The organism is Mycobacterium sp. E2238 (assembly GCF_001672665.1).
GTDB lineage: Bacteria > Actinomycetota > Actinomycetes > Mycobacteriales > Mycobacteriaceae > Mycobacterium.
This window is the reverse complement of record NZ_LZKF01000004.1, coordinates 1-25,860: the sequence shown is the minus strand read 5'-3', so window position 1 is coordinate 25,860 and position 25,860 is coordinate 1. Positions and strand designations below refer to the sequence as shown.

Annotated in this window: 14 protein-coding genes and 1 pseudogene; 5 read left to right on the top strand and 10 right to left on the bottom strand. The window is 67.0% G+C overall.

All coding sequences use genetic code 11. The annotated features are described in order from the left end of the window. Nucleotides 1-48: 48 nt before the first annotated feature. Together A5711_RS00425 and A5711_RS00420 are read left to right on the top strand one after the other, a co-directional pair. Nucleotides 49-12,534: a type I polyketide synthase gene (locus A5711_RS00425; RefSeq protein ID WP_067942971.1), complete on the top strand. Its 12,486-nt coding sequence runs from the start codon at nucleotides 49-51 to the stop codon at nucleotides 12,532-12,534. Nucleotides 12,535-12,559: 25 nt separating this feature from the next. Next, nucleotides 12,560-15,151 carry a sugar epimerase family protein gene (locus tag A5711_RS00420; protein ID WP_067942968.1) on the top strand — a complete coding sequence of 864 codons (2,592 nt, stop codon included), beginning with the start codon at nucleotides 12,560-12,562 and terminating at the stop codon, nucleotides 15,149-15,151. 38 nt (nucleotides 15,152-15,189) lie between these two features. Here the strand turns inward: A5711_RS00420 and A5711_RS00415 are convergent, their stop codons facing one another. The 3 genes from A5711_RS00415 to A5711_RS00405 all read right to left on the bottom strand — a co-directional run bounded on the left by A5711_RS00415 (nucleotide 15,190) and on the right by A5711_RS00405 (nucleotide 17,695). Then, nucleotides 15,190-16,422, bottom strand: coding sequence for a cytochrome P450 (locus A5711_RS00415; protein ID WP_082975612.1), 1,233 nt, complete (start codon nucleotides 16,420-16,422; stop codon nucleotides 15,190-15,192). Nucleotides 16,423-16,496: 74 nt separating this feature from the next. Continuing rightward, on the bottom strand, nucleotides 16,497-16,817 hold the full coding sequence (locus A5711_RS00410) for a DoxX-like family protein (protein ID WP_067942964.1): 321 nt from the start codon (nucleotides 16,815-16,817) through the stop codon (nucleotides 16,497-16,499). 32 nt (nucleotides 16,818-16,849) lie between these two features. Further along, the gene (locus A5711_RS00405) at nucleotides 16,850-17,695 is read right to left on the bottom strand and encodes an SDR family oxidoreductase (protein WP_067942963.1); all 846 of its coding nucleotides are present in this window, start codon (nucleotides 17,693-17,695) and stop codon (nucleotides 16,850-16,852) included. Between the two features lie 193 nt (nucleotides 17,696-17,888). Here A5711_RS00405 and A5711_RS00400 point away from each other — a divergent pair, with 193 nt between their 5' ends. Continuing rightward, entirely contained in the window at nucleotides 17,889-18,446 is a 558-nt protein-coding gene (locus tag A5711_RS00400; RefSeq protein ID WP_231972131.1) for a TetR/AcrR family transcriptional regulator, read from the top strand. Between the two features lie 62 nt (nucleotides 18,447-18,508). Here the strand turns inward: A5711_RS00400 and A5711_RS00395 are convergent, their stop codons facing one another. From A5711_RS00395 to A5711_RS00370, 7 genes are all read right to left on the bottom strand, one after another. Then, a complete protein-coding gene (locus A5711_RS00395) occupies nucleotides 18,509-18,940 on the bottom strand; it encodes a hypothetical protein (RefSeq protein ID WP_067942957.1) in 432 nt (143 codons plus the stop codon). An 18-nt stretch (nucleotides 18,941-18,958) separates the two neighbouring features. After that, nucleotides 18,959-19,657, bottom strand: coding sequence for a hypothetical protein (locus tag A5711_RS00390; protein WP_067942954.1), 699 nt, complete (start codon nucleotides 19,655-19,657; stop codon nucleotides 18,959-18,961). Continuing rightward, nucleotides 19,654-19,782 (bottom strand): hypothetical protein, encoded by a 129-nt coding sequence (locus A5711_RS27880; protein ID WP_046182590.1) that lies wholly within the window; start codon nucleotides 19,780-19,782, stop codon nucleotides 19,654-19,656. Before A5711_RS27880 ends, A5711_RS00390 begins: the two co-directional genes overlap by 4 nt. 14 nt (nucleotides 19,783-19,796) lie before the next feature. Next, nucleotides 19,797-20,609, bottom strand: coding sequence for a CbbQ/NirQ/NorQ/GpvN family protein (locus A5711_RS00385; RefSeq protein ID WP_067942951.1), 813 nt, complete (start codon nucleotides 20,607-20,609; stop codon nucleotides 19,797-19,799). After that, nucleotides 20,606-22,129 (bottom strand): nitric oxide reductase activation protein NorD, encoded by a 1,524-nt coding sequence (locus A5711_RS00380; protein ID WP_067942992.1) that lies wholly within the window; start codon nucleotides 22,127-22,129, stop codon nucleotides 20,606-20,608. Before A5711_RS00380 ends, A5711_RS00385 begins: the two co-directional genes overlap by 4 nt. Nucleotides 22,130-22,449: 320 nt before the next feature. Further along, entirely contained in the window at nucleotides 22,450-23,190 is a 741-nt protein-coding gene (locus A5711_RS00375; RefSeq protein ID WP_369829912.1) for a hypothetical protein, read from the bottom strand. A gap of 338 nt (nucleotides 23,191-23,528) precedes the next feature. Next, nucleotides 23,529-24,128, bottom strand: coding sequence for a TetR/AcrR family transcriptional regulator (locus tag A5711_RS00370; protein WP_067942988.1), 600 nt, complete (start codon nucleotides 24,126-24,128; stop codon nucleotides 23,529-23,531). Nucleotides 24,129-24,336: 208 nt separating this feature from the next. Between A5711_RS00370 and A5711_RS00365 the strand changes: the two genes are divergently transcribed. Together A5711_RS00365 and A5711_RS00360 are read left to right on the top strand one after the other, a co-directional pair. Then, nucleotides 24,337-25,125 (top strand): SDR family NAD(P)-dependent oxidoreductase, encoded by a 789-nt coding sequence (locus tag A5711_RS00365; protein ID WP_067942948.1) that lies wholly within the window; start codon nucleotides 24,337-24,339, stop codon nucleotides 25,123-25,125. Between the two features lie 65 nt (nucleotides 25,126-25,190). Continuing rightward, a pseudogene (locus A5711_RS00360) lies at nucleotides 25,191-25,860 on the top strand (dihydrodipicolinate reductase); the annotation flags it as partial.

Sequence of the window (25,860 nt, the reverse complement as noted above, 5' to 3'; positions counted from 1 at the left end):
GAGAGTCGCATCGGGGCAGCTGACGGCCAAGTTAGGCGAGAGGTAGTGATGGTGGATCAACTCCAGCATGCGACCGAAGCGCTGCGCAAAGCGCTGGTCCAGGTCGAGCGCCTGAAACGCACCAACCGTGCGCTGCTGGAGCGGTCGAGCGAGCCGATCGCGATCGTCGGTATGTCCTGCCGCTTCCCCGGCGGAGTCGAGACACCGGAAGACCTCTGGCAGATGGTGGCCGACGGCCGCGATGTGATCACCGAGTTTCCGAACGATCGTGGCTGGGACCTGGCTTCCCTGTACGACCCGGACCCCGACGCCCGCCACAAGACCTACGCGCGGACCGGCGGTTTCGTTGACGGTGTCGCCGACTTCGATGCGGCCTTCTTCGGCATCGCTCCGAGCGAGGCGCTCGCGATGGACCCGCAGCATCGGATGCTGTTGGAACTGTCGTGGGAGGCGTTGGAACGCGGCGGCATCGACCCCAGCGGGCTGCGGGGCAGCGCGACCGGTGTGTTCGCCGGCCTCATCGTCCAGGGCTACGGCATGCTCGCCGAGGAGATCGAGGGCTACCGGCTGACCGGCATGACCTCCAGCGTCGCCTCGGGCCGGGTGTCGTACGTGCTGGGGCTCGAGGGCCCGGCGGTGTCGGTGGACACGGCGTGTTCGTCGTCTTTGGTCGCGTTGCACATGGCGGTGCAGTCGTTGCGCTCGGGGGAGTGCGACCTGGCGCTGGCCGGGGGCGCGACCGTCAACGCCACCCCGACCGTCTTCGTCGAATTCAGTCGCCACCGGGGGCTGGCTCCCGACGGTCGGTCCAAGGCTTACGCCGGGGCGGCCGACGGCGTCGGCTGGTCGGAGGGCGGCGCGATGCTCGTCGTCGAGCGGCTCTCGGACGCCCGGCGGTTGGGCCATCCGGTGCTGGCGCTGGTGCGCGGCTCGGCGGTCAACCAGGACGGTGCATCGAACGGGCTGACCGCGCCGAATGGTCCGTCGCAGCAGCGGGTGGTGCGCGCGGCGCTGGCCAATGCCGGCTTGTCGGCGGCCGACGTCGACGTGGTGGAAGGCCACGGAACCGGCACCACGTTGGGCGACCCCATCGAGGCCCAGGCGTTGCTGGCGACGTACGGCCAAGAGAGGTCGGAGCCCCTGTGGCTGGGGTCGATCAAGTCGAACATGGGTCACACCCAGGCCGCCGCGGGCGTGGCCGGTGTGATCAAGATGGTGCAGGCCATGCGGCACGAAATGTTGCCGGCGACACTGCATGTGGACGTGCCCAGCCCGCATGTCGATTGGTCGGCGGGAGCGGTCTCGTTGCTGACCGAGGCGCAGCCCTGGCCGGCGAATCGACACGTGCAACGGGCAGGTGTGTCGTCGTTCGGGATCAGCGGCACCAACGCGCATGTGGTCATCGAGGCGGTCCCGGCCCCTGAGCCGCCGGCGGAGCGTCCGCGGCCCGCGGCGGTGCCGTGGGTGGTGTCGGCAAAATCATTGCCGGCGTTGAGGTCTCAGGCGGCCCGGCTGGCCGGACATCTGCGCGGTCACGGCGAGTTGGACCTCGCCGACGTGGCCTGGACGCTGGCCGGCCGCGCGACCTTCGAGCATCGGGCCGTCGTGGTCGGTGGCGACCGGGATCGGTTGCTCGCCGGGCTCGACGAGTTGGCCGGTGACGACCCGACCGGCACGGTTATTCAGGGCAGCGCGCTGTCGGCCGGCAAGAACGTCTTCGTGTTTCCCGGCCAAGGGTCCCAATGGCTGGGCATGGGCGTCGAATTGCTGGAAACCGCACCGGTATTCGCTCAGCAGCTCGACGCGTGCGCCGAGGCGTTCGCGGAGTTCGTCGACTGGTCGCTGATCGATGTCCTGCGTGGCGTCCCCGGCGCGCCGGGCATGGATCGCGTGGACGTGGTGCAGCCGGTGCTGTTCGCGGTGATGGTGTCGCTGGCAGAGCTGTGGAAATCGGTCGGAGTCAACCCGGACGCGGTGATCGGCCATTCGCAGGGGGAGATCGCCGCGGCGTACGTCGCGGGCGCGCTGTCGCTGCGCGATGCCGCTCGAGTGGTCACGCTGCGCAGCAAGTTGCTGCGGTCGCTGGCCCACTCCGGCGGCATGCTCTCCATCGCTTGCAGCACCGAACGCGCACGGGAACTGTTGGCGCCCTACGGCAATCGCGTCAGCATCGCGGCCGTCAACGGACCCTCGGCGGTGGTGGTATCGGGCGAAGTGGCCGCGCTCGACGAACTCGTCGGGTTCTGCGCCGACCTGGAGCTGCGCACCCGCCGAATCGACGTGGACTACGCGTCGCATTCGGTCGAGGTCGAGGCGATCCGGGATGAGCTGGCCGAGGCGCTGGCCGGCATCGAACCGACTTCCTCGCGCATTGCCTTCTTCTCCACGGTGACCGGAAATCGTTTGGACACCGCCGGTTTGGACGCCGCCTACTGGTATCGCAACATCCGGCAGACCGTGCAGTTCGACCAGGCGGTGCGCGCCGCGTGCGAACACGGGTACCGCACATTCATCGAATCCAGCCCGCATCCCGCGCTCATCGCCGGCATCGAAGGCACCTGCGACGACTGCGGCGACCCCGAGGCCATAGTGGTTCCCACCCTGGGCCGCGATGACGGCGGCCTCGCGCGGTTCCTCACGTCGGCCGCCGCCGCGTTCGTGGCCGGTGTGAACGTGAAGTGGCGTGGTGTGTTGTCGGGTTCCGGCTTCGTGGAGTTGCCGACGTACGCCTTTGACCGGCGCAGGTTTTGGTTGTCCGGTGAGGGCGTCGGAGCGGACGCCGCGGGCTTGGGGCTCGGGACGAGCGAGCACGCGTTGCTCAGCGCGGTCGTCGAGCTGCCCGCTTCCGACGGGGTGCTGCTGACCGGTCGCCTGTCGCCCAGCCTGCAGGGGTGGCTGGCCGATCATGCGGTCTCGGGTGCGGCCGTCTTCCCGGGGGCGGGGTTTGTCGAGTTGGCGATCCGGGCCGGTGACGAAGTCGGCTGTTCGGTGGTCGACGAGTTGACGCTGCAGGCGCCCTTGATGCTGCCTGCCTCCAGTTCGGTTGCCCTGCAGGTGGTTGTCGGTCCCGACGATTCGGGACGGCGGGCGGTCTCGGTGTTTTCCCGCGCCGACGCCGGTTCGGGATGGATATGTCATGCGGACGGAGTCTTGAGCTCCCGGTCGATCGAGCCTGGCGCCGACCTGTCGGTGTGGCCGCCCGAGGGCGCGGTCGCGGTGGACGTGGCCGACGGCTACGACCGGCTGGCCGCGCACGGGTACGGCTACGGCCCGGCGTTCCGGGGATTGACCGCGACGTGGATCCGCGGCGACGAGGTGTTCGCCGAGGTGCGACTGCCGGACGCGGCCGGAGGCGTCGGCGGGTTCGGCGTGCACCCGGCCCTGCTCGACGCGGCGATGCACGCCGTCATCATGGCCCAGCAGGCGGCGGGCCGGCCCGTCGACGTGATGTTGCCGTTCTCATGGCAGGACGTCTCGCTGCACGCCGCGGGTGCGACCGCGGTCCGCGCCCGGATTGCGCCGACCACGCGGGGCGCACAGAGCGGCGGGGGCACCTCCATCTCGATCGAGCTCGCCGACGGGCTGGGCCTGCCGGTGTTGTCCGTGGGTGCGATGGTGGCCCGCCCGGTGAGTGAGCGGCAACTGCGCGCGGCGGTGTCGAGCTCGGGCCCCGAGCGACTCTTCGAACTGGCGTGGTCGCCGGCAACCGTGCCGGCCAAGGTCGACCCGGCCCCGTCCTATGAGATTCTGGAATCGGTTCCCACCGAACAGGATCCGGTCAGCGCCACCTACGAGCGCACCCACCAGGCGCTGACCGCCGTGCAGTCGTGGTTGACCGAGCGCGACACCGGTGTGCTGGTCGTAGCGACCCACGGGGCTGTGGGATTGGCGGGGGAGGACGTCACCGACCTGGCCGGCGCGGCGGTATGGGGTCTGGTGCGCTCGGCGCAAACCGAGCATCCCGGTCGGATTGTCCTGGTGGATTCCGATGTGCCGCTGGACGATCTGGCGATCGCGTCGGCGCTCGCGGCCGGGGAGCCGCAGGTGTTGCTGCGCAACGGCCAGGTCCATACGGCCCGGGTGCGGCCCAGCCGCGCGGTCGACGATCTCTTGGTTCCCCCGGGTGACGGACCCTGGCGCCTGGGTATCAGCAGCGCCGGCACGTTCGAAAACCTGCGGCTGGAGCCCGTTCCCAACGCCGGCGCGCCGCTGGAGCCCGGTCAGGTTCGGGTGGCGCTGCGCGCCATCGCCGCCAACTTCCGCGACATCATGATCACGCTGGGTATGTTCACCCACGACGCGCTGCTCGGTGGCGAGGGCGCCGGCGTGGTGGTCGAAGTCGGCCCCGGCGTCACCGAATTCGCGGTCGGCGACTCGGTTTACGGGTTCTTCCCCGACGGGAGCGGCACGCTGGTCCCCGGCGACGTCCGCCTGCTGCAACCCATGCCGGCGGACTGGTCCTACGCCGAAGCCGCCGCCATCTCGGCCGTCTTCACCACCGCCTACATGGCCTTCGTCCACTTGGCCGACGTCAAGCCGGGCCAGCGGGTGTTGGTGCATGCGGCCGCCGGCGGTGTCGGCATGGCCGCGGTCCAGTTGGGCCGGTATCTGGGTCTCGAGATATTCGCGACGGCCAGCCGGGGTAAGTGGGACACGTTGCGGGCCATGGGCTTCGACGACGACCACATCTCGGATTCCCGCAGCCTGGAATTCGAGGACAAGTTCCGGGCGGTGACCGGTGGTCGCGGCTTCGACGTGGTGCTGGATTCGTTGGCCGGCGACTTCGTCGACGCCTCGCTGCGGCTGGTCGCACCCGGCGGCGTGTTCCTGGAGATGGGCAAGACCGACATTCGCGATCCCGGCGTGATCGCCCAGGAATATCCGGGCGTGCGCTACCGCGCCTTCGATCTCTTCGAGCCCGGCCGTCCGCGGATGCACCAGTGGATGATCGAGTTGGCCGGCATGTTCGACGCCGGTGTGCTGCGGCCGTTGCCGGTGACCACCTTCGACATCCGGCGCGCCCGTGCGGCGTTGCGGTACCTGAGCCAGGCCCGCCACGTCGGCAAAGTCGTCATGACCATGCCGGACGCCTGGGCGTCCGGCACCGTGCTGATCACCGGTGGAACCGGAATGGCGGGTTCGACGCTGGCCCGCCACCTCATCACGGAACACGGCGTGCGGAACCTGGTGTTGCTGAGCCGCAGCGGTCCCGACGCGCCGGGGTCCGCCGAATTGATCGCCGAATTGGAGGAAGCCGGGGCGCGGGCGCGCGCGGTCGCCTGCGACGCCGCCGACCGGGAGGCGCTGGCCGCGGTGATCGCCGACATTCCGGCGAGCCATCCACTGACCGGGGTGATCCACGCCGCCGGTGTGCTCGACGACGCGGTTGTCACGTCGCTGACTCCGGAGCGAGTCGATGCGGTGCTGCGCGCCAAGGTGGATGCGGCATGGAACCTGCACGAGCTCACCCGCGATCTCGACCTGTCGGTGTTCGTCATGTTCTCGTCGATGGCCGGCCTCGTCGGGTCGTCGGGGCAGGGTAACTACGCGGCGGCCAACTCCTTCCTGGACGCTTTGGCCGCGCATCGGCGCGCCCTTGGGTTGCCCGCGATCTCGCTGGGCTGGGGGCTGTGGGATCAGGCGAGCGCCATGACCGGTGGTCTGGGTGCCGCCGACCTCGCCCGCCTCGGTCGCGATGGGATCCTGGCCCTGTCTTCGGACGAAGCGATGGAATTGTTCGACACCGCACTGGTTGTCGACGAGACGTTCCTCGCGCCCGCCCGCATCGACCTGAACGCGCTGCGTGCCCACGCAACCGCGGTGCCCCCGATGTTCGCTGACCTGGTCAACGCGCCGGCGCGCCGCCAGGTCGACGATTCGCTGGCGGCCGCGAAGTCGAAATCCGCTCTGGCGCACCGTCTGCACGGCCTGCCCGAACCGGAACAGCATGCCGTGCTGCTGGACCTGGTCCGCTCGCACATCGCCACCGTGTTGGGTAACACCACGCCGGAGGCGATCGACCCGGACAAGGCGTTCCAGGATTTGGGCTTCGACTCGCTGACCGCGGTCGAAATGCGTAACCGGCTGAAAACCGCCACCGGGCTGGCGCTTTCACCCACCCTCATCTTCGACTACCCGACCCCGAACGGGCTGGCGGGCTACATCCGCAGCGAACTTGCCGGAGTGCCACAAGAAATCACGCCCGGCCCGGTCGTTCGCGCAGTCGGCGACGACCCGATCGTGATCGTCGGCATGTCATGCCGCTATCCGGGCGGGGTGAATTCGCCCGAGGATCTTTGGCAGATGCTCATCGAGCGCCGCGACGTGCTCTCGGAGTTCCCCGCCGACCGCGGCTGGGATCTGGCCGGCATCTACAGCCCGGACCCCGACGTTCCGGGCACCTGCTACACCCGCACCGGCGGCTTCGTCGACGGCGTCGCGGACTTCGACCCCGCCTTCTTCGGCATCGCGCCGAGCGAGGCGCTGGCCATGGATCCGCAGCAGCGGATGTTCCTCGAGTTGTCGTGGGAAGCCTTGGAGCGAGCGGGGATTGAGCCCGGTGCGTTGCGGGGCAGCGCGACCGGCATGTTCGCCGGGGTCTACACGCAGGGCTACGGCATGGGCGCCGCCCCGGCCGCGGAGGGCTTCCGGCTGACCGGGCAGTCGTCGAGTGTCGCGTCGGGCCGGGTGTCGTACGTGCTGGGCTTGGAGGGGCCGGCGGTTTCGGTGGATACGGCGTGTTCGTCTTCGTTGGTGGCCTTGCACATGGCGGCGCAGTCGCTGCGCTCGGGCGAGTGCGACCTGGCGCTGGCCGGCGGCGTCACCGTCAACGCCACACCCGACATCTTCGTGGAGTTCAGCCGCATGCGCGGGCTGTCCGCGGATGGCCGGTGCAAGGCCTACGCGGGGGCCGCCGACGGCACCGGGTTCTCCGAAGGCGGCGGCATGCTCGTCCTGGAGCGCTTGTCCGACGCGGAGCGCCTGGGTCACCCCGTGCTGGCGATGGTGCGCGGCTCGGCGATCAATCAGGACGGCGCCTCGAACGGCTTGACCGCGCCCAACGGTCCGTCCCAGCAGCGGGTGGTCCGCGCCGCGCTCGCCAACGCCGGATTGTCCGCGGCCGAGGTCGACGTGGTCGAAGGCCACGGCACGGGAACCACATTGGGCGATCCCATTGAGGCCCAAGCGCTCTTGGCCACCTACGGGCAGGACCGCGCCGAACCCCTGCTGTTGGGGTCGATCAAGTCGAACATGGGACACACGCAGGCGGCTGCGGGCGTGGCCGGTGTGATCAAGATGGTGTTGGCGATGCGCCACGACCTGGTCCCGGCGACACTGCACGTCGACGAACCCAGCCCGCACGTCGACTGGTCGATGGGATCGGTAGCGTTGCTGACCGAGCCGCAGCCCTGGAAGGCGAACGGTCCGCGCCGCGCCGGTGTGTCGTCATTCGGCATCAGCGGCACCAACGCGCACGTGATCATCGAGTCCGCACCCGTCGGCTCCGCGCCGGTCGTGGAACGCGCCACCCCGCCGGTCGTGCCGTGGGTGGTGTCCGCAAAGTCGTTGGCGTCGTTGGGTTCCCAGGCCGTACGGCTGGCAGAACACGTCCGCCAGCACGGTGACCTCGACGTCGGTGATGTGGCGTGGTCGCTGGCCGGCCGGTCGAACTTCGAGCATCGTGCCGTGGTTGTCGGTGGAGATCGCGAGCGGTTGCTGACCGGCCTCGACGAGTTGGCCGCCGGTGAAATCGGATCCGTCGTCCAGGGCACGGCCACGCCCGGCGGCAAGACGGTCTTCGTCTTCCCCGGCCAGGGCGCCCAAACCCTCGGCATGGGCATGGGTTTGCACGCCGCCTACCCGGTGTTCGCCGAGGCGTTCAATACCGTCGTGGCCGAATTGGACCGCCATCTGCTGCGGCCGTTGCGCGAAGTCATCTGGGGACATGACGAAAAGCTCCTGAACACTACCGAATTCGCCCAGCCGGCGTTGTTCGCGGTGGAAGTCGCCCTGTTCCGTTTGCTCGAATCCTGGGGCGTCCATCCCGACTTCGTGCTGGGCCACTCGATCGGTGAGCTGTCGGCCGCGCACGTCGCCGGCGTCCTGTCGCTGGAGAACGCGGCGGTACTGGTGGCCGCTCGCGGCCGCTTCATGCAGGCCCTGCCGGAGGGTGGGGCGATGTTCGCCGTGCAGGCCACCGAGGATGAGGTGCGACCGCTGCTGGTGCCCGGGGTCGGCATCGCCGCGGTCAACGGGCCGATGTCGGTGGTCATTTCGGGGGTCGAGGACCAGGTGTCCGCGATCGCCGGCCGACTCCGCGCCGACGGGCGCCGCGTCCACCAGCTGGCGGTGTCCCACGCGTTCCACTCGCCGCTGATGGATCCGATGGTCGACGAATTCGGCACCGTCGCAGCCGGACTCGCCGTCGGCAGTCCGACGATCCCGATCGTGTCGAACCTGACCGGGCAGCTCGCGGCCGACGACTTCGCTTCGGCGACCTATTGGAAACGGCACATCCGCGAAGCGGTGCGGTTCGCCGACAGCGTGCGCTTCGTGCATTCGGCCGGCGCGAACCGGTTCCTCGAGGTCGGCCCCAGCAGTGGGCTGACGGCATCGATCGAAGAATCGCTTCCCGACGCTCCGGTGTGCACCATGTCGGCGCTGCGCAAGGACCGCCCGGAACCGGTGGCCCTGACCACCGCGGTCGCGCAGGGATTCGTCGCCGGGATGGACGTGGACTGGCGCCGCGCCGTCGGCAAAGCCAATTTCATGGAACTGCCCACCTATGCGTTCGAGCGCCGGCGGTTCTGGCTCTCCGGCGACGGCACCACGGTCGACGCCGCGGGCTTGGGGCTTGCACCCGGCGAGCACGCCCTGCTCGGTGCGGTGGTGGAACTGCCGGCGTCCGGCGGGGTGGTGCTGACGGGCAGGTTGTCGCCCAGCGCGCAGGGCTGGTTGGCCGATCACGCCGTCGGCGGGGTCGTGCTGTTCCCCGGCGCCGGATTCGTGGAGCTGGCGATCCGCGCCGGCGACGAAGTGGGCTGCGGCGTTGTCGATGAGCTGAATCTGGCGGCGCCGCTGGTATTGCCGGGCTCCGGGTCGGTCGCGGTGCAGGTCGTCGTCGGCGGCGCCGATGAATCGGGTGCCCGTGCCGTGTCGGTCTTTTCGCGCGCCGACTCGGGTTCGGGCTGGTCCCTGCACGCCGAGGGTGTCCTGCATGCGGGTGAGGTGCAGCCGAGCGCGGACCTGTCGGTTTGGCCACCGGTGGGTGCTACCGCGGTCGACGTCGGCGACGGTTATGAGCGCCTGGCCGAGCGCGGCTACGGCTACGGCCCCGCGTTCCGCGGCCTGACCTCGATGTGGCGCCGCGGTGACGAAGTGTTCGCGGAAGTGACCCTGCCCGCGGACGCCGGGGTCTCGGGGGCCGGGTTCGGCGTCCACCCGGTGATGCTCGATGCGGCACTGCACGCGGTCATCTTGACGTCCGACGGCGACGAGCTCCCCGAAGGTTCCATGCTCGTGCCGTTCTCGTGGCAGCAGATCTCGCTGCACGCGGCCGGCGCGACGGCGGTGCGCGCGCGAATCGTGCCGGTGAGTGATTCGGCGGTGTCGATCGAACTCGCGGACGGATTGGGGCTGCCGGTGCTCTCGGTGGCGTCGATGGTGGCCCGGCCGGTGACCGACCAGCAGCTGCTGGCCGCGGTCTCGAGTTCGGGACCCGACCGGCTCTTCGAGGTCATCTGGTCGGCGCAGCGGTCGACGTCGGTGCAGCCTGTCGCGGTATCGGTTTGGGGCGCAACGGAATCAGACGACGGCACGACGCAGCCGTCGGCGGTGGTCTTCGAGTCGGCGCCGGTGGTCGACGACGTCGTGGCCGACGTCTACGCGGCCACGCGCGCGGTGCTGCCGGTGCTGCAGTCCTGGCTGGCCCGCGACGGCGCGGGCCCCCTGGTCGTGGCGACCCGCGGCGCGATGGCGTTGCCCGGGGAGGACGTCACCGATCTTGCGGGTGCGGCGGTGTGGGGACTGGTGCGCTCGGCGCAGACCGAACACCCCGGTCGCATCGTGCTCGTCGACACCGATGGCCGGTTGAATGAGGAGTCCGTCGGAGCGGCGTTGTCGGTGGGCGAGCCGCAGGTGTTACTGCGCGACGGGGCGGTGTACACCGCACGGGTGCATGGCAGTCGCGCCGTCGGCGGTCTGCTGGTGCCCCCGGCCGACGGGCCGTGGCGACTCGGGATGAGCAGTTACGGCACGTTCGAGAATCTGCGGTTGGAACGCATCCCGGACGCCGACGCCCCGCTGGAACCGGGGCAGGTTCGGGTTGCGCTGTCCGCCCTGGCCGCCAACTTCCGCGACGTGATGATCGCGCTGGGGCTCTACCCGGATCCGGACGCCGTCATGGGCATCGAGGCATCCGGCGTCGTCATCGAAACAGGCTCGGATACTGGACGTTTCGCCGTCGGCGACCGGGTGATGGGCCTCTTCCCCGATGGCACCGGCACGATCGGCAGGACCGACGAGCGCCTGCTCGCCAAGATGCCGGCCGGTTGGTCGCACACCGCGGCCGCGACCACCACGGTGGTGTTCGCCACCGCGTTCTACGCGCTGGTGGACCTCGCCGGCGCCAAGCGGGGTCAGCGGGTGCTGGTGCACGCCGCCGCCGGTGGGGTGGGAATGGCCGCGGTGCAGCTGGCCCGCCACCTGGGTCTGGAAGTCTTCGCCACCGCCAGCCGGGGCAAGTGGGACACCCTGCGGGCCATGGGTTTTGACGACGACCACATCTCGGATTCCCGCAGCCTGGAATTCGAGGACAAGTTCCGGACGGTCACCGGCGGACGTGGCATGGACCTGGTGCTGGACTCGCTGTCCGGCGACTTCGTGGATGCCTCCCTGCGACTCGTCGCCCCCGGTGGCGTGTTCCTGGAGATGGGCAAGACCGACATGCGCGAGCCCGAAGCGGTGGCCCGGGAGCATCCCGGTGTGCGCTACCGCGCCTTCGATCTGTTCGAGGCGGGACCGGACCGCATCGCTCGAATACTCGACGAGCTTGTCGCATTGTTCGGCGACGACGTGCTGCGGCCGTTGCCGGTGACCAGGTTCGACGTCCGACGTGCGCCGGCCGCGCTGCGGTATTTGAGCCAGGCCCGCCACGTGGGCAAGGTCGTCATGACCATGCCGGACGCCTGGGCGGCGGGCACCGTGTTGATCACCGGGGCCACGGGCATGGCCGGCTCGGCATTGGCCCGTCACGTGGTCACGCGCCATGACGCGCGGAACCTGGTGCTGGTGAGCCGTCGTGGCCTGGACGCGCCGGGGGCAGCCGAACTGGTCACGGAACTCAGCGCAGCCGGTGCGCAGGTGCAGGTGGTGGCCTGTGACGCCGCCGACCGTGAGGCGCTGGCCAAGGTCATCGCCGATATACCGGTGCAACGGCCGCTATCGGGTGTGATCCACGCGGCCGGCGTACTCGACGACGCGGTGATCTCTTCGCTCACTCCCGAGCGGGTGGAGGCGGTGTTGCGGGCCAAGGTCGATGCCGCGTGGAACCTGCACGAGCTGACCCGCGATCTGGATGTGTCCGCGTTCGTGATGTTCTCGTCGATGGCGGGCTTGGCGGGTGCGTCGGGTCAGGCCAACTACGCGGCGGCCAACTCGTTCCTGGATGGGTTGGCCGTGCACCGGCGCATGCACGGCTTGCCGGCCATGTCGCTGGCGTGGGGCCTGTGGGATCAGGCCAGCGCCATGACCGGCGCGCTCGGTGCGGCCGACCGTGCCCGCTTCGGCCGCGACGGAATCGTCGCGATGTCCTCGGACGAGGCGCTGGAGTTGATGGACACCGCGCTCATCGTCGACGAGCCGTTCCTGTTGCCCGCCCACATCGATCTCGCCGCGCTGCGGGTCAAGTTCGACGGCGGGACGCTACCGCCGATGTTCGTCGATCTGATCAACGCGCCGACCCGGCGGCAGGTCGACGATTCGCTGGCCGCGGCGAAGTCGAAATCGGCTCTGCTGCAACGCCTCGAAGGGCTGCCCGAGGACGAGCAACAAGCGGTTCTGCTGGACTTGGTGCGTGCCAACATCGCCACCGTGCTCGGCAATTCCAGCCCCGAGTCCATCGATCCGGACCGCGCATTCCAGGAGCTGGGCTTCGACTCGCTGACCGCGGTGGAGATGCGCAACCGGCTCAAGTCGGCTACTGGGCTCGCCCTGTCGCCCACGCTGATCTTCGACTATCCCAACTCCGCCGCGCTGGCCGGTTACATGCATCGAGAACTCGTCGGTGCGGCCGATCAACAGAGTCCTGCCGCCGCTCCCGGGGAAGCCGAAATCCAGCGCGCCGTGGGATCGATCCCGGTCAAGCGCCTGCGGCAGGCCGGCGTGCTGGAGCTGTTGCTGGCGTTGGCGAATGAGGCCGACGGCGGTCGAGGCGACGGACAGTCGCCGGCGGTCCCGGTGACCTCGGAGAAGGACATCGCGGACATGGATCTCGAGGATCTGGTCAACGCGGCGTTGATGGACGACGACGAGTAGCTATGAACTTGCGCAGGGCCAGTCAGTGAGAATCGCCGTCACCGGGGCCAGCGGTGCGCTGGGCCGCGGCTTGACCTCCCGCTTACTCAGCCAGGGCCACGACGTCATCGGCATCGCCCGCCATCGGCCCGAAAGCTGGCCCAGTGCGGCCGAATTCATCGCGGGCGACATCCGGGACGCCGATGCGGTCAACCGCGCGGTCGCCGGCGCAGACGTCGTTGCGCACTGCGCGTGGGCGAACAGCCCGGGTCCCGACGCCCGGATCGCCCACCAGGTCAACGTCGGGGGAACCGGTAACGTTCTGCAGGCGATGGCCGAAACCGGGTCCAGGAGGATCGTTTTCGCGTCGTCGCCGCATGTTTACGGCGGCGGAGATGCACCGAGGACCGAGCACGATGCGAGAAGGCCGGACAGCGCCGAAGGCCGATACAAGGCGCGGGCCGAGCAGATGGTCGAGGGGTCGGGGCTGGAATGGGTCGCGGTCCGCTCGGCGCTGATCGTCGGCCGAAACGTCGATAACTGGGTACGCCGGCTGCTGGCATTGCCGGTATTCCCCGACGGGTCGGCCGACCGGCTCATGCAGGTGGTCCACCTCGAGGATGCCCTTAGGCTGTTCAACCGGGCGATCGTGGATACCGAAATCGGAAGTGGTCCCGTCAATCTCGCGGCCCCGGGCGAGCTGACCTTCCGGCGCCTCGCCGCGGTGCTTGGACGCCCGGTCCTGCGGTTGGGAGCTGAACTGGCCGAGCTGCAGCTGGTGCACAGCGCCGCGTTCATGGACACCGCGCGGCTGCGCGAGCAGTGGGGATTCCGCCCGGCGTGGAACTCCGGTGAATGTGTCGAGGATTTGGCGGTCGCGGTGCGCGGCCGGGTCACGCTGGGCAGCCGGGTGGTGTCGCTGCCCTGGCGGATGGCCAACATCGTTGACCTTCCTTCCGTTGACACGCCGACCGATGACGGGGTGAAACCCAATTGGGCTGGCCCAGCGGGCGATAACGGGGAATTCGATACCCCGATCGACCCGCGCTTTCCGACTTTTCTGGCCACCAATCTGTCCGAGGCGCTACCCGGCCCGTTCTCGCCGGCGTCGGCGTCGGCGACCGTGCGCGGGCTGCGCGCGGGCGGGGTGGCCATCGCCGAGCGGCTGCGGCCCGGCGGCATCGTCCAGCGTGAAATCGCCACGCGGACCGTCGCCGTGTTCGCCCACCGGCTTTACGGGGCCATCACCTCCGCGCATTTCATGGCCGAGACCGTCCCGTTTGCCAAGCCCGCGATGATCGTGAGCAACAGCGGGTTCTTCGGACCCAGCATGGCGTCGCTGCCGATCTTCGGTGCGGAACGTCCACGCAACGAGACCGGCCGCGTTCGAAAGCAGTTGCGGACCCTGCGCAACATCGGGGTGTTCGGGGTTAACCTCGTCGGCCTGTCCGCCGGCTCGTCCAGGGACACTTACGAGTTCGTCGCCGATGTCGATCGCCTGGAGCGGTTGGCCGACGACGTCGCCCGGTTGGATGACCGTCGACTGCTGAGCCTCATCTCGTTGGCGCGCGATGATGTGGTGCACGGCTGGGTGCTGGCCTCGGCGTCGTTCATGCTGTGCGCCGCTTTCAATGTCCTGCTGCGCGGCCTGTGTGGGCGGGACACCGCCGCGCCAGCGGGACCGGAATTAGTCAGTGCGCGTTCGGTCGAGGCAATGCAGCGGTTGGTGGTTGCCGCGCAACGCGACCCGAAAGTGACGGCGCTGCTGGCCGAACCGGGGGAGCGGCTCGGCAAGTTGGCCGTCGAGGCGCCGGAGTTTCACGCCGCCGTATTGGCGGAGCTGGCTCTGATCGGTCATCGTGGTCCGGCCGAACTCGAGATGCTGTCGATCAGCTATGCCGATGATCCCGAGCTGCTCGTCCGAATGGTGACCAGAGCGATGAGTGTCGCTGCACCGCCCCAGCCGCAGCCGCCCCGGATTCCTTTGCACGCCAAACCGATTGCGCAGCTGGCAGCGCGCCAGCTCCGTGACCGCGAGGTCCGCCGCGACAAAGTGGTTCGGGCCAACTGGGTTTTGCGCACTCTCATGCGCGAGTACGGGCGCAGGTTGGTCGAGGCGGGAACCTTCGATACCGCAGACGATGTCTTCTATCTGCTCGTCGACGAGCTCGACGCGCTGCCGGCGGATGTCGGTGCGCTGGTGGCCCGGCGCCGTGCCGAACAACGCCGGCTGGCCGCTGTGGTTCCGCCGACGGTGTTCAGCGGTAGCTGGCAACCGACCGCAGCGGCATCGGAGGTTCTGACCAGCGGCGAGACGCTGCGCGGTGTCGGCGTGTGTGGAGGGAAGGTGCGAGGCCGGGTGCGTATCGTGCGGCCCGAAACGATCGACGACCTGGAGCCCGGCGAAATCCTCGTCGCCGAGGTGACCGACGTCGGCTACACCGCCGCATTCTGTTATGCCGCGGCCGTGGTGACCGAGTTGGGTGGTCCGATGTCGCACGCGGCGGTGGTGGCCCGCGAGTTCGGATTTCCGTGTGTGGTGGACGTTGCGGGCGCCACCAAGACTTTGCCGCCGGGCGCGCTTGTCGAGGTCGACGGCACGACCGGCGAAATACAAGTGCTCGAAGTGACCACCTAGAAGGCTGGGTCTTGCTGGCGCACCAGCAATGGTCTACGTCAGGCGGGGGTTAGGCGGATCGGCAAGCGGGTGGGTCCGCGTAGCGAGCTGTGGCTCGACCACCGCGTCGGCCCCGCGGGAGTGATTCGGGCGACGCGGGTGACGAGTTGCCGCAGTATTGCTTGGGCTTCCATGCGGGCCAGCGGTGCCCCGAGGCACATGTGTGGGCCGTACCCGAAGGCGACGTGCATCCGCGGATTGCGGTCGGCGCGGTACTCATCGGGATCGTCGAACGCGGCGGGGTCACGATTGGCCGCGCCGAAGGACAGCAGCACACGCGATCCGGTGGGGATGGTGACGTCGCCGATTCGGTAGTCGGCCCGGGTGTAGCGGTAAAGGTTCTGGATGGGTGTGGTGAAGCGGAGCTGCTCTTCGACGGCGAGGGGGATGAGGTCGGGGTTGGCGCGAATCAGGTCGTACTGCTCGGGCCGGCGGGCCAGGGTGTCGAACATGCCACCCAGCAGGTTGGTCGTGGTCTCGTTGCCGGCGATCAGCAGGTGGATGGCGATGAGCAGAAGCTGATTATCGGTGAGGCTGCCGTCGGTGTTGTGCTCGATGAGCCGGCCGAGCACGGTGCTGGACCCTTTGAGTCCACCCGCGGCGAATTGGCTTGTGAAATAACGCTGTAAAGCCACCATGGCTGACATCGACTTGGCCGCGCCGACGACACCGGAGAGCGTGGGCTTGAGCTCCATGACTCCCACGGCGCGCTCGGACCAACGACGAAAGTCGCCGACGTCGGTCTCGGGTACGCCCAGGATCTGGGCGATCAAGCGTATCGGCATCGGTATGGCCAAGCGCTGCACGACATCGCATCCGGGGTCCTTCAGCACGTCGGTGACCAGGTCGATGGCTAGCTTCTCGGTCATCTCCTGCCAGGACTTCATGGCGCCTGTGCTGAATCCGGGCTGGACTTGCTTACGCAGTCGGGTGTGTTCCTCGCCGTCGGTGAGCACCGCCAATGAGCCGGACATCCGCAGGCGCGTGACCCCTTGGGTGCTGGTGACCTTGTCGGTGTCGCGCAACGCCGCCCGCACGTCGTCAAGGCGGTTGAGGACGAAGGTGGCCCGCCTGGGGTTGTAGTGCACGCGGCCGCTTCGGTGCAGGGCGCGGTACGCCTCGAACGGGTCCGCGGCGGTGGCAGGGTCCTGCGGGTCGTAGTCGGTGTTGATCGCGCCGGTCCAACCGTTGTAGCCGCGTCGGCGGGTCCGGACGGCGGCGGCGACATTCATCCGCACGACGTCGGCGACTGGCCTTAGGGTTTCGGTCGCCTTCTGGGCGGTCTGGCTGAGCGACACGGTTGTTCCTACCCTGACCGCTGAACTGCGCGACCGTCGCCGCGTCGCGTGCGGAGTTGGGTGTAGAGGATGCTGATCGTCAAGTAGGCGATGTAGCAAGCGGACAAGACCGCCGTTGGTCGACGCGTTCGCTCGCGCAGCATCAGGACGCCGAGCGCCGTTTCGATCGCGCCGTTGACGTAGGTGAAAGTGCGTGCGTGGTTGGGGAAACCCAGGCGATTGAACGGATCGAAGATCCGCGGAACGAGGAAGTGCGCCACACCGATTGAGCTGGTCAGTTGACCGAGCGCTCGGCGTGCGCGTTCGCCGCGAGTGTCGTTGTCCGTCATCGCGATGTCGTCCTCCTTCGGGGAACGCGGGGCTAGGCGTTGCGTGCTGCCAGCGGCAGCATGTTTTTGAGCGTGAACGCCGCCAGAACGCCGCCGTCGCAGGCGATGTCCACACCGGTGAGGTAGCCGGCTTTGGTCGAAGCGCAAAAAGCCAGCACTTCGGCGACTTCCTCGGGCTTTCCAAAGCGCTTCAACGCGGCCAGTTTCACCATCGCGCCCGATCCGGCTTGCTCCTCCAACCTGCCCATCTCGGTGTCGATGCTGCCTGGAGACACCGAGACGATGCGGGCACCGCGGTTGCCGAATCGGGCCGCTTGAGATGCGCAGTACCAAGTCACGAAGTTCTTGCTGATGGAGTACGCCAAACCGGGGCGGAACCTGGTCGGCACGATGTTGCAGGCCGAGGTCACCTTGGCCATGAATCGGTCCTCGTCGCGCAGCGCGTCCTTGAACCGTCGCTTGGGGATGAACCACCGGGGGAACACGTGCGCGGCCATGGACGCGACATTGACGATCGCGAACCCCTCACGCGCCAGCGGGAGGAACGCCTCGTTGACATGGACCGTGCCCAACGCGTTGATGCGCAGGATGCGCTCGGCGTCGCCCATGCTGGGACTGACACCCGCCGTGTGGATCACCGAGGTCACCGAGCCCAACGACGTCGAGGTGGCGATCAGCTCTGCGACCGAGGCGCGGTTGGTTACGTCGCACTCGACCGCCACGCAGTCGATGCCGAGGCGCTGTAATTCGGCTGACGCCACCTCCAGCCGGCTCGGGCTGACGTCGCTGACGAGGACCAGCCGGTCTTGCCCGACGATCTTGGCTGTGGCCATTCCCATTCCACCCGCGCCTCCGGTGATGACGCACAGCTCACGCATGTATCCACCTTCACCACCAGACGCCGTGCTCCGCGTTCGCGCGTCGCGCGCCGGTCCACAGGGCCAATTACGAGAAATATTTTCTCGTTAATCGTGACACACTTCGGTGCCGTTGCCTAGACGCGACGTCGAGCCATTGCTCTAGGTTCTGTATGTGAGCCAATCCCGCCGGGGGCGACCGCGGAGCGCGGCAGTGCACGAGGCGATCCTGGAAGCCACCCGGTCGCTCCTCGTGGAAGCCGGCTATAGCGGAGTCTCGATGGACAAGGTCGCCGCGATCGCCGGCGTGGCTACCCAAACGGTGTACCGACGGTGGCCGTCGAAAGGTCCCCTGGTCGCCGAGGCGGTCATGCAGGCCTACGACCAAACCGACTTCACGCTTCCCGACACGGGAGACACGGTCGAGGACTTGAGAAGCTGGATGCGCGCGTACGCCGAAATCGGTTCGGCCGCTGCCAATGTCGCCCTCATCCGCGCTCTCGCCGCCGCCGCTGCCGAAGACCTGAGCGACCGCGACACCCTCTACCAGCAACTCACCGGCCGTTTCCACCAGGCAGTTGCAGACCGGTTACGCGTCGGAATCTCGAAGGGCCAGATTCGGGGGGATGCCGACGTCGAAGCTGCCACCGATGCATTGATCGGAGCCCCGCTCTACCGCATGCTCAGTGTGACGACCTCGGCGGAGGAAACGACCGAACGCTACTACGCGCTGATAGACACGCTGATGTGCGGCATCTCGACGCCGAAGTGAGCCGAGCAGAAAGCGACCAGCGCTGCGCTCCAAGGCCGACAGGCACTAGACAACGCGATAGGTCACGGGTGTGCTGCCGAATGCTGTTGGGCGGCTTGACGAGCGAGCCTATCGTTGTGGATCTTGACGAGTTCGCGGAACCCGAGCCTGTGGTACTTCGGTATCGGTTGGATGCCCCACACGTCCTGCGCGGTGGCCTTGCCCTCAGCGCCCTCGGGCGGTCCGAAGGGCGGGTACGGGTACTTGCACTCCAGGGTGTCGTTGGAGTAGCGAATCTTGAGCAGCTCGCTGCAGATTTGGGTGAGGCTCAGCGTGGGATAGCCGTAATAGACCGCCATGAACGGCAGCGTGAACGCGCCTTCGATGACCAAGGCGACCAGACATACCAGCACCGCCCGTTTGATCCATTTGTGCATTCGCGCGTAGTACGGAGTGGTCCCCGGCTCGAGACCAGCGGTGGGTTCTTGCTCTTCGGTGGGGGTCGGTGCGGTCATGGCATCGCTCCTTGCGACCTAGTCGGTGAAGATTTCTCGGTTGACGGTGTGGAGATAGGGAATGGCGAGGAAGGGGGTGATGTAGAAGATGTCGTAGAGCCACCAGCCGATGACCGGGAAGACGACACCGGCGTAGCGCACGTCGGCGAACATGGTCATGTTGAACACGTAGGCCGACCAGATCACCACGCCCATCCAGCAGGTGACGACCATCCACTGATGCCCCCACCGCTTCATCTGCAAGAATCCGATCGCCGCGGCCACCCGCATGGAGAACACCGTGAGGATCAGTCCTGCCACGTAGGCTTTTTCGCCCGGCCCCGCCGCACCGCCGATCCAGAGCTCGTTGTAATGCCAGAAGTAGCCCGCATCAAACATGTTGCCCCAGCCCACCATCAGCACCCGGTTGATCAGCGTGTGGTTGGCGACCAAGTCCAGGGCCCAGCCCAGACTGTTGAGCATTCCGTCGATCAGGACCAGATAGCCGATCAGCGTCACGATCATGGGCCGGACCGAGAGGCCGGCGCGCAGCGCTTGGCGCTGCAGCCACACCCCACGCATGAAGATCGGAAACCCGATGAGGCCCGGCGCCCACATGCCCATTAGGGCGGCGCCGACGATCATCCACTTGTCGGCGCGACGCTGCGCTTGGCGCGATTCGTCGTGGTGATCCTCGAAGCCGACCGCCCTCGCCGGCTGTGCGGCAACGGGATTCACAGATCCCACCACCCGCGGGCGAACGACATGTACAGCTGGATGCCGAACATCACCAGCAGGTAGCCGTAAATGAAAATCTGGAAGACGATGAGCGCCCTCTTGCGCTTCTGTTCCTGTTGGTCCATGCCGGACTCCTTTCTTAGGGGGTTGCGTTTGGGGCGTCGGTGGCGGCCAGGCTGGCTGCCGCGACTTCGCGTAGACCGTCGGTGACCGCGCCGTCGGTGCTCAGTGGCGCGAGGATGCACGCGTCGGCGGCATCGAATTCGGTTGCGCCGGCAGCGATCAGGTGCGCGGCCGTGACCAAGACCCTGGTCGACGGCGGCTCGAAGTGGAAGGCTTCGTCGGCGGTGCGGATGGCAACCGCGCATTCGACCAACCGCCGCGCCGTCGCGATGGGAATCGCGGCTTCGGCGGCAATCACTTCGCTCTCCCGCTCGGGTGGCAGATACCTCATCGTGAGAGTGACGAACCGTTGGCGGAAGGATGGTTTGAGCTCCTTGAGCGAGCTGCGGTACGCCGGGTTGTAGGAACACACCAGCATGAAGGTGTCCGGCGCGGTTACGACTTCGCCGGCTCGATCGAGATAGAGCGACCGGCGGTGATCGGTGAGCGAATGCAGGATGGCCAGCGAGTCGTGGCGAGCTTCGACGACTTCGTCGAGGTAGCAGATCGCGCCGGCTTTGACGGCGCGGGTCAGCGGGCCATCGGTCCAGACCACGTCGCCGCCCGTCACCATGAAGCGGCCGACGAGATCGGAGCTGGTGAGGTCGTCGTGGCAACTGATGGTGACGACCGGTCGTTGCAACAGCTGGCCCATGTGTTCTACGAAACGGGTCTTGCCACATCCGGTCGGGCCGGTGAGCATCACGGGCATGTGCTGGCGAAAGGCCTGCTCGAACAGCTGGACTTCGTTGCCGTTTGCGAAATAAAGTTCGGTGGCGGCGGCGTTCATGCGGCGACCAGTTCACGGTGGACGTGAGCCAACACCCTTGGGAGCTCCTCTACCCGTCGGATCCGTTGCGACCGTCGGGGCCCGAACACCTCGGGAAGGGGATCGACACGGGTCGGGCCCACCCCGACGTAATACATCGATACCCCCGCATCGTTGGCCTCCTCGACGGCGTGCGCGGCATCCGCCCAGGCGTAGCGGCCTTCATAGCCTTCGTCGGAGATGAGGCCGTCGCCGATGACGATCAGCAGGCGCCGCTCGGAGGGCTGCGCCAGGAGTCGGCTCGTCAAGTGGCGCAGTGGCGCGCCGAGTCGCGTGTATCCACGGGTGGACAGGCCCAGCCCGCTGGGAGCCACCAGCTGGCGGTCTTCGAAGTCCTTCAGACACTGCACTTCGACTCGGTGGCGGGTATTGCCGGTGAACACGAAGACACCATGACGCTCGCGGGCCAGCGTCATGGCCCGCGAAAGCGCATCGGCACAAGCTAATTCCAGTTGGAAGATTCGCCCGCCGTGTACCCCCAACGACGAACTGCCGTCGAGCAGCAAAGCCGTGGTGACGTCGCGGCTGCTCGGCAGCAGCTCGCGGAAAAGCTTCGGCTCCTTGGCTTCGCCGGTGGTCATGTCGATGTAGTGGTTGACATACTGGTCGACGTCGAGGTCGGAGCCGTCTTCGAGGCCGTTCGTCATCGCACGGTGGGTGTGTTCTTCGAACCACTTGCGGACGTCGACGGCAACCGGCACCGGACGGCGGGTGCGCCCGCCGTCGGCATGCTCGATCACGGCGACGTGGTCGCGCATGAAACGCTTTGTCCACACGTTCCATTCGGGATAGGGAATCCCGGGCCGGTGTTCTGGCGTTACGTCGAGATCGTTGTCCTGCGGCCGGCTCGGTGGCGGCAAATTGGGATTGCGGACGCCGCCGTCGCCGCCGACGGGAACCGAGTACGGCCGCGGACGGCGCTTTTGCGTTGTGGTCCATGGCATCCGGCCGAAGCTGCGGCGCAATCTGTCGGTCAAGCCCTGCGGCATCGTGTAGGCCAACGGTAGCTCGCCTAGCAGCGGATGAATCGGCAAAGCCCGCTCCGTGGCTGCCAGCGCAATTGCATGGTTGAGCATCTGCTCCGCGCTCGTATCGCCGGGCTCGGAAGGGACTTCGGGAAGTACCCGGTGTAGCTCGGATAGCAGGCCCGGCCACCGCGACGCTATCCAGCCGAGCGCGACACCGGCCTCGACAAGGGTGAGCGCACGCAGCTCCCGAGCGGACAACTCGTTCAGCCGATATTCGATGACGCGTTCCTTCGATGGCGAACATTGCAGGGCCACACCGCATGTCAGGGTTCTGCGTGTCCAATCGGAGGTCGCGGGGTAGGGGACATGCACGAACGTGAGCGCTGCATTCAGCCCGAAGCCACGCCGTTCACCGGTGATAAGCCGGACGCCCTCGCGACGTTGATCACTGAGCGCGACCGCCGTCACGGAGCAACTCCGCTCCAGCGCGATTGCGGGAGAATCTTCAGCCATTGACCGCATTCCCCGCGCTTCCGCCGCCCGGTTCACCGCTCAGAACGTGCCGATGTTGGAGAACAGCCAATACCAGAACCAGATGATCAGTCCGGTGCCGCCCCATGCGGCGACATACCGAAGGATCTCCCATAGATAAGCCACGATTTGACCTCCTTGACGACGGGGATTCAGCAACGTGATGCGTGGATCGGATCTGCCGTCTGTGCCGCCCGATAGTTCGGCAACATAGTTTCTGACGCACCGAAATTACGCGGCGATCGCCGGATTCGCCTGGATTCGCCAGGCACATCCGGTCGTCGAGCAAGACGTGCGGCATCTCAGTCGGAGAAGAGTTCGCGATTGACGGTGTGCAGGTAGGGGATGGCGAGGAATGGAGTGATGTAGAAGATGTCGTAGAGCCACCAGCCGACGACCGGCAACACGACGCCGGCGAAGCGCACGTCGGCGAACATGGTCATGTTGAAGACGTAGCCGATCCAGATCACCACGCCCATCCAGCAGGTGACGACCATCCACTGATGGCCCCAGCGCTTCATCTGTAGGAAGCCGATGGCAGCGGCGATGCGCATCGTGAACACCGTCAGGATGAGTCCGACTTCCCAGGCTTTTTCACCCGGGCCCGCCGCGCCGCCGACCCACAGCTCGTTGTAATGCCAGAAATAACCGGCATCGAACATGTTGCCCCAACCGTTGAGCAGCACGCGGGCTAGCAGAGTGTGATTTGCCACCAGGTCAAGCGCCCACCCGACGGTGTTGATGGCGGCGTCGATGATAACGAGATAGCCGAGCAACGTGACCAACATCGGCCGAACGGAGAGGCCATCGCGTAGGGCCCGGCGCAGCAACCGGACTCCCCAGAGGAACAACGGTAACCCGAAGACGCCCAGGGCCGCGGTACCGATCAGGAGACTGCCGGAGATAAGCCATTTGTCGGCCTGACGCTGTGCGAGTTGCGACCGTTCCATGTGCTCGTCGATTGTCAGACCGTAGGCCGGGCCGGTTGAGCGGGCGGCTGTGGCGACGGCGGTATCACGCTGATGAAGCTTCGGCAGATTCACGAACCCTCCCCGTCATCAACGCTGATTGGATCGGCGTGTGCACTATAACAGGCTGACTTCAGTCAGCAAAATGCGTGTTGGCGCCGTCCTGCGTGCTGCCGTCGATCCGATGCCGATGGCCAATTCTCATGAACTGGGTAGGGATATAACCGGAGCGTCAGCGAACGGCACCGCTCCCCACGCCTGGGCTTTTAGAGGATGGTGCTGACAGCAGTCAGGCTGAGATGTGTTGAGGCATCGTTCGCACGCCCCATCATTTCACGCACAACCGCTCTTTCGAGGTCGGCGGTGTGCTCAGCGCCGTCCGGAGAAGTGTTGCCGTTGCTCGGCACGCTCCGTTAGGGCTGCAAGCTTCGCAACATCCTGGCGACGTAGTCTTCGAGCAAGGTGTGGCCGGTGGGCCAATGGTTAGTGGTGATCAACAGGGCGTAAAGGCCGAGTAGGAAGAACACCGCACTGTTCATGGGATTGACGTCCGGATCGGTCTCACCGCGTTCTTGCGCCCGCGCGATCTCCTGGGCGACCAAGACGATCAATGGGTGATCCGTGCCATCCTCGGTCTGTGGACGGGTTTGGGAGAAGTGCAGTGCGAGAAAGTCATTGAAGAGCCGGTCGCCTAGCCGGCGCTCCAAACCGACCACCAAGCGGACCGCCTCGTTCAATGCGGAAACAAGGTCGTGCTTGGACTTCAAGAATTGGGCGAACTGCTTGGCTATCCGGTCCTCTTCGCGGCGTTCCAGCTCCAGCAGCACGTGCTCCTTGGTGGGGAAGTGGAAGAAGAAGGTGCCGTGGGCCACTCCCGCCGCGGCCACGATGGCACTGACGTCGGCCTCGGCCATACCGGCGCGGGCAAATTCGGCGATCGCGGCGCCCATCAATCGCTCCCTCGTCTGCAGGCGCTTCGCCTCGCGTGTCGACAGCCGGTCCGTCACAGCCATTTGTTCCTCACGGTTGACCTGACTCATGCAAGACGTTCGAGGGTAACTGCGTCATTATGCCGTGTTCCCGTCAAAAATGCTTGTATAACTTGCGCATTGTTCGATGGCGCTGGTCGCTACAGATTCTGGCTCCGCAAATTGATTGACTTTAGTCAGCAGGATTCCTAAATTGAACGGCGCACACCACGCGCGATCGAAGGGGACCGGCATGGCGCTGGAGCAGTTCCGGCTGGATGGACAGGTTGCGATCGTCACGGGCGCCGGGAAGGGCGTCGGGGCGGGCATCGCCCGGGTGTTGGCGGAGGCGGGCGCCACGGTTGTGGGAACCGCGCGTACCGAGGCGGATATCGTTGGCACAATTGAGGGTATCGAAGCGGCGGGCGGCAAGGGGCTGGCGCTCGTCGCCGATGCGATGAGCCGTCCCGACGGAGAACGGGTCGTGAATACGGCCATGGAGCGCTTCGGCCGCATCGATATCCTGGTCAACAACGTCGGCGGGTCGACGTACGCCCGGTTTCTGGACATCACCGACGAAGACTTCCGGCACACCTTCGACTGGTGTGTGACATCGGCCTTCATCATGAGTCAGCTGGCGGCCCCGCACATGCTCACCGCCGGGCACGGTTCCATCATCAACATCTCGTCGGGCTCGGCGCGGTTCGGTATCCGGGCACTGACCGCCTATTGCGTCGCGAAGGGCGGACTCGAAGCGCTCACACGTGCCATGGCACAGGAACTCGCCCCGAAGATTCGCGTCAACGCCATCGCCCTGGGATCATTCGCCACCGATGGCCTGAAGGGCAGCCTGGATCTGATGCCCGGGTCGCTGGAGAAGATGCAAGAGGCCACGCCGCTGCATCGGCTGGGCGACGTCGAGGATCTCGGCCGGCTCGCAGTGTATCTGTGCACCAGGGACTGTTACGCGACCAACGCGACCTTTCACGTCGACGGCGGCATCGACTCCAACAATTCGCCGCTGCCAATACCCGACTACTGACCCTGCGCGGCGATCAAACGCGTCATCATGGTGCATCACCGGCCGCTGGAAGGGCGAAGGTAACCGTGCGCAGAGTCATTCAATTCTCCACCGGCAATGTGGGCCGCCATTCGTTGCGGGCCATCATCGGCAGACCAGATCTCGAACTGGTCGGTGTGCACGCCGCCGGCGCCGAAAAGATCGGCCAGGACGCGGCGCGGCTGTGCGGACTGGACCAACCGACCGGCATCATCGCCACCGACGACATCGACGCGCTGGTGGCCCTCGGCGCCGACTGCGTGGTTTACACATCCCAAGGCGAAACCCGACCGATGGAAGCCATCGAACAGATGGCCAAGTTCCTTGCTGCGGGCACCAACGTGGTCGGCACGTCGATGGTCTGGCTGGTCACACCCCGCCATGCCGACGACTGGCTGCGGGAGCCCTTGGTGCGTGCCTGTGCTGCCGGTAACACCTCGCTGTACGTGAACGGCATCGACCCCGGCTTCTCCGGCGATACGCTGGTGCACTCAGCGGCCAGCCTGACCACCCGGGTCGATTCGATCACCGTGCAGGAGATCTTCGACTATGGGAACTACGATGACGCCGAGTTCACCGGAGCAGCAATGGGTTTCGGAACAACGGCGGACGACGATTCGCCGATGATGTTTCTGCCCGGGGTGATCGTGTCGATGTGGGGCGGTCAGGTCCGCAGCCTGGCCGACAACCTGGACATCAAACTCGACGACGTGCGTC

Excerpts from the sequence above, each read along its gene's own strand:
- A5711_RS00425 (WP_067942971.1), top strand. The coding sequence starts at position 49 with ATGGTGGATCAACTCCAGCATGCGACCGAAGCGCTGCGCAAAGCGCTG.
- A5711_RS00415 (WP_082975612.1), bottom strand. The coding sequence starts at position 16,422 with ATGAATGTCGCCGCCGCCGTCCGGACCCGCCGACGCGGCTACAACGGT.
- A5711_RS00410 (WP_067942964.1), bottom strand. The coding sequence starts at position 16,817 with ATGACGGACAACGACACTCGCGGCGAACGCGCACGCCGAGCGCTCGGT.
- A5711_RS00405 (WP_067942963.1), bottom strand. The coding sequence starts at position 17,695 with ATGCGTGAGCTGTGCGTCATCACCGGAGGCGCGGGTGGAATGGGAATG.
- A5711_RS00395 (WP_067942957.1), bottom strand. The coding sequence starts at position 18,940 with ATGACCGCACCGACCCCCACCGAAGAGCAAGAACCCACCGCTGGTCTC.
- A5711_RS27880 (WP_046182590.1), bottom strand. The coding sequence starts at position 19,782 with ATGGACCAACAGGAACAGAAGCGCAAGAGGGCGCTCATCGTCTTCCAG.
- A5711_RS00385 (WP_067942951.1), bottom strand. The coding sequence starts at position 20,609 with ATGAACGCCGCCGCCACCGAACTTTATTTCGCAAACGGCAACGAAGTC.
- A5711_RS00380 (WP_067942992.1), bottom strand. The coding sequence starts at position 22,129 with ATGGCTGAAGATTCTCCCGCAATCGCGCTGGAGCGGAGTTGCTCCGTG.
- A5711_RS00370 (WP_067942988.1), bottom strand. The coding sequence starts at position 24,128 with ATGGCTGTGACGGACCGGCTGTCGACACGCGAGGCGAAGCGCCTGCAG.
- A5711_RS00365 (WP_067942948.1), top strand. The coding sequence starts at position 24,337 with ATGGCGCTGGAGCAGTTCCGGCTGGATGGACAGGTTGCGATCGTCACG.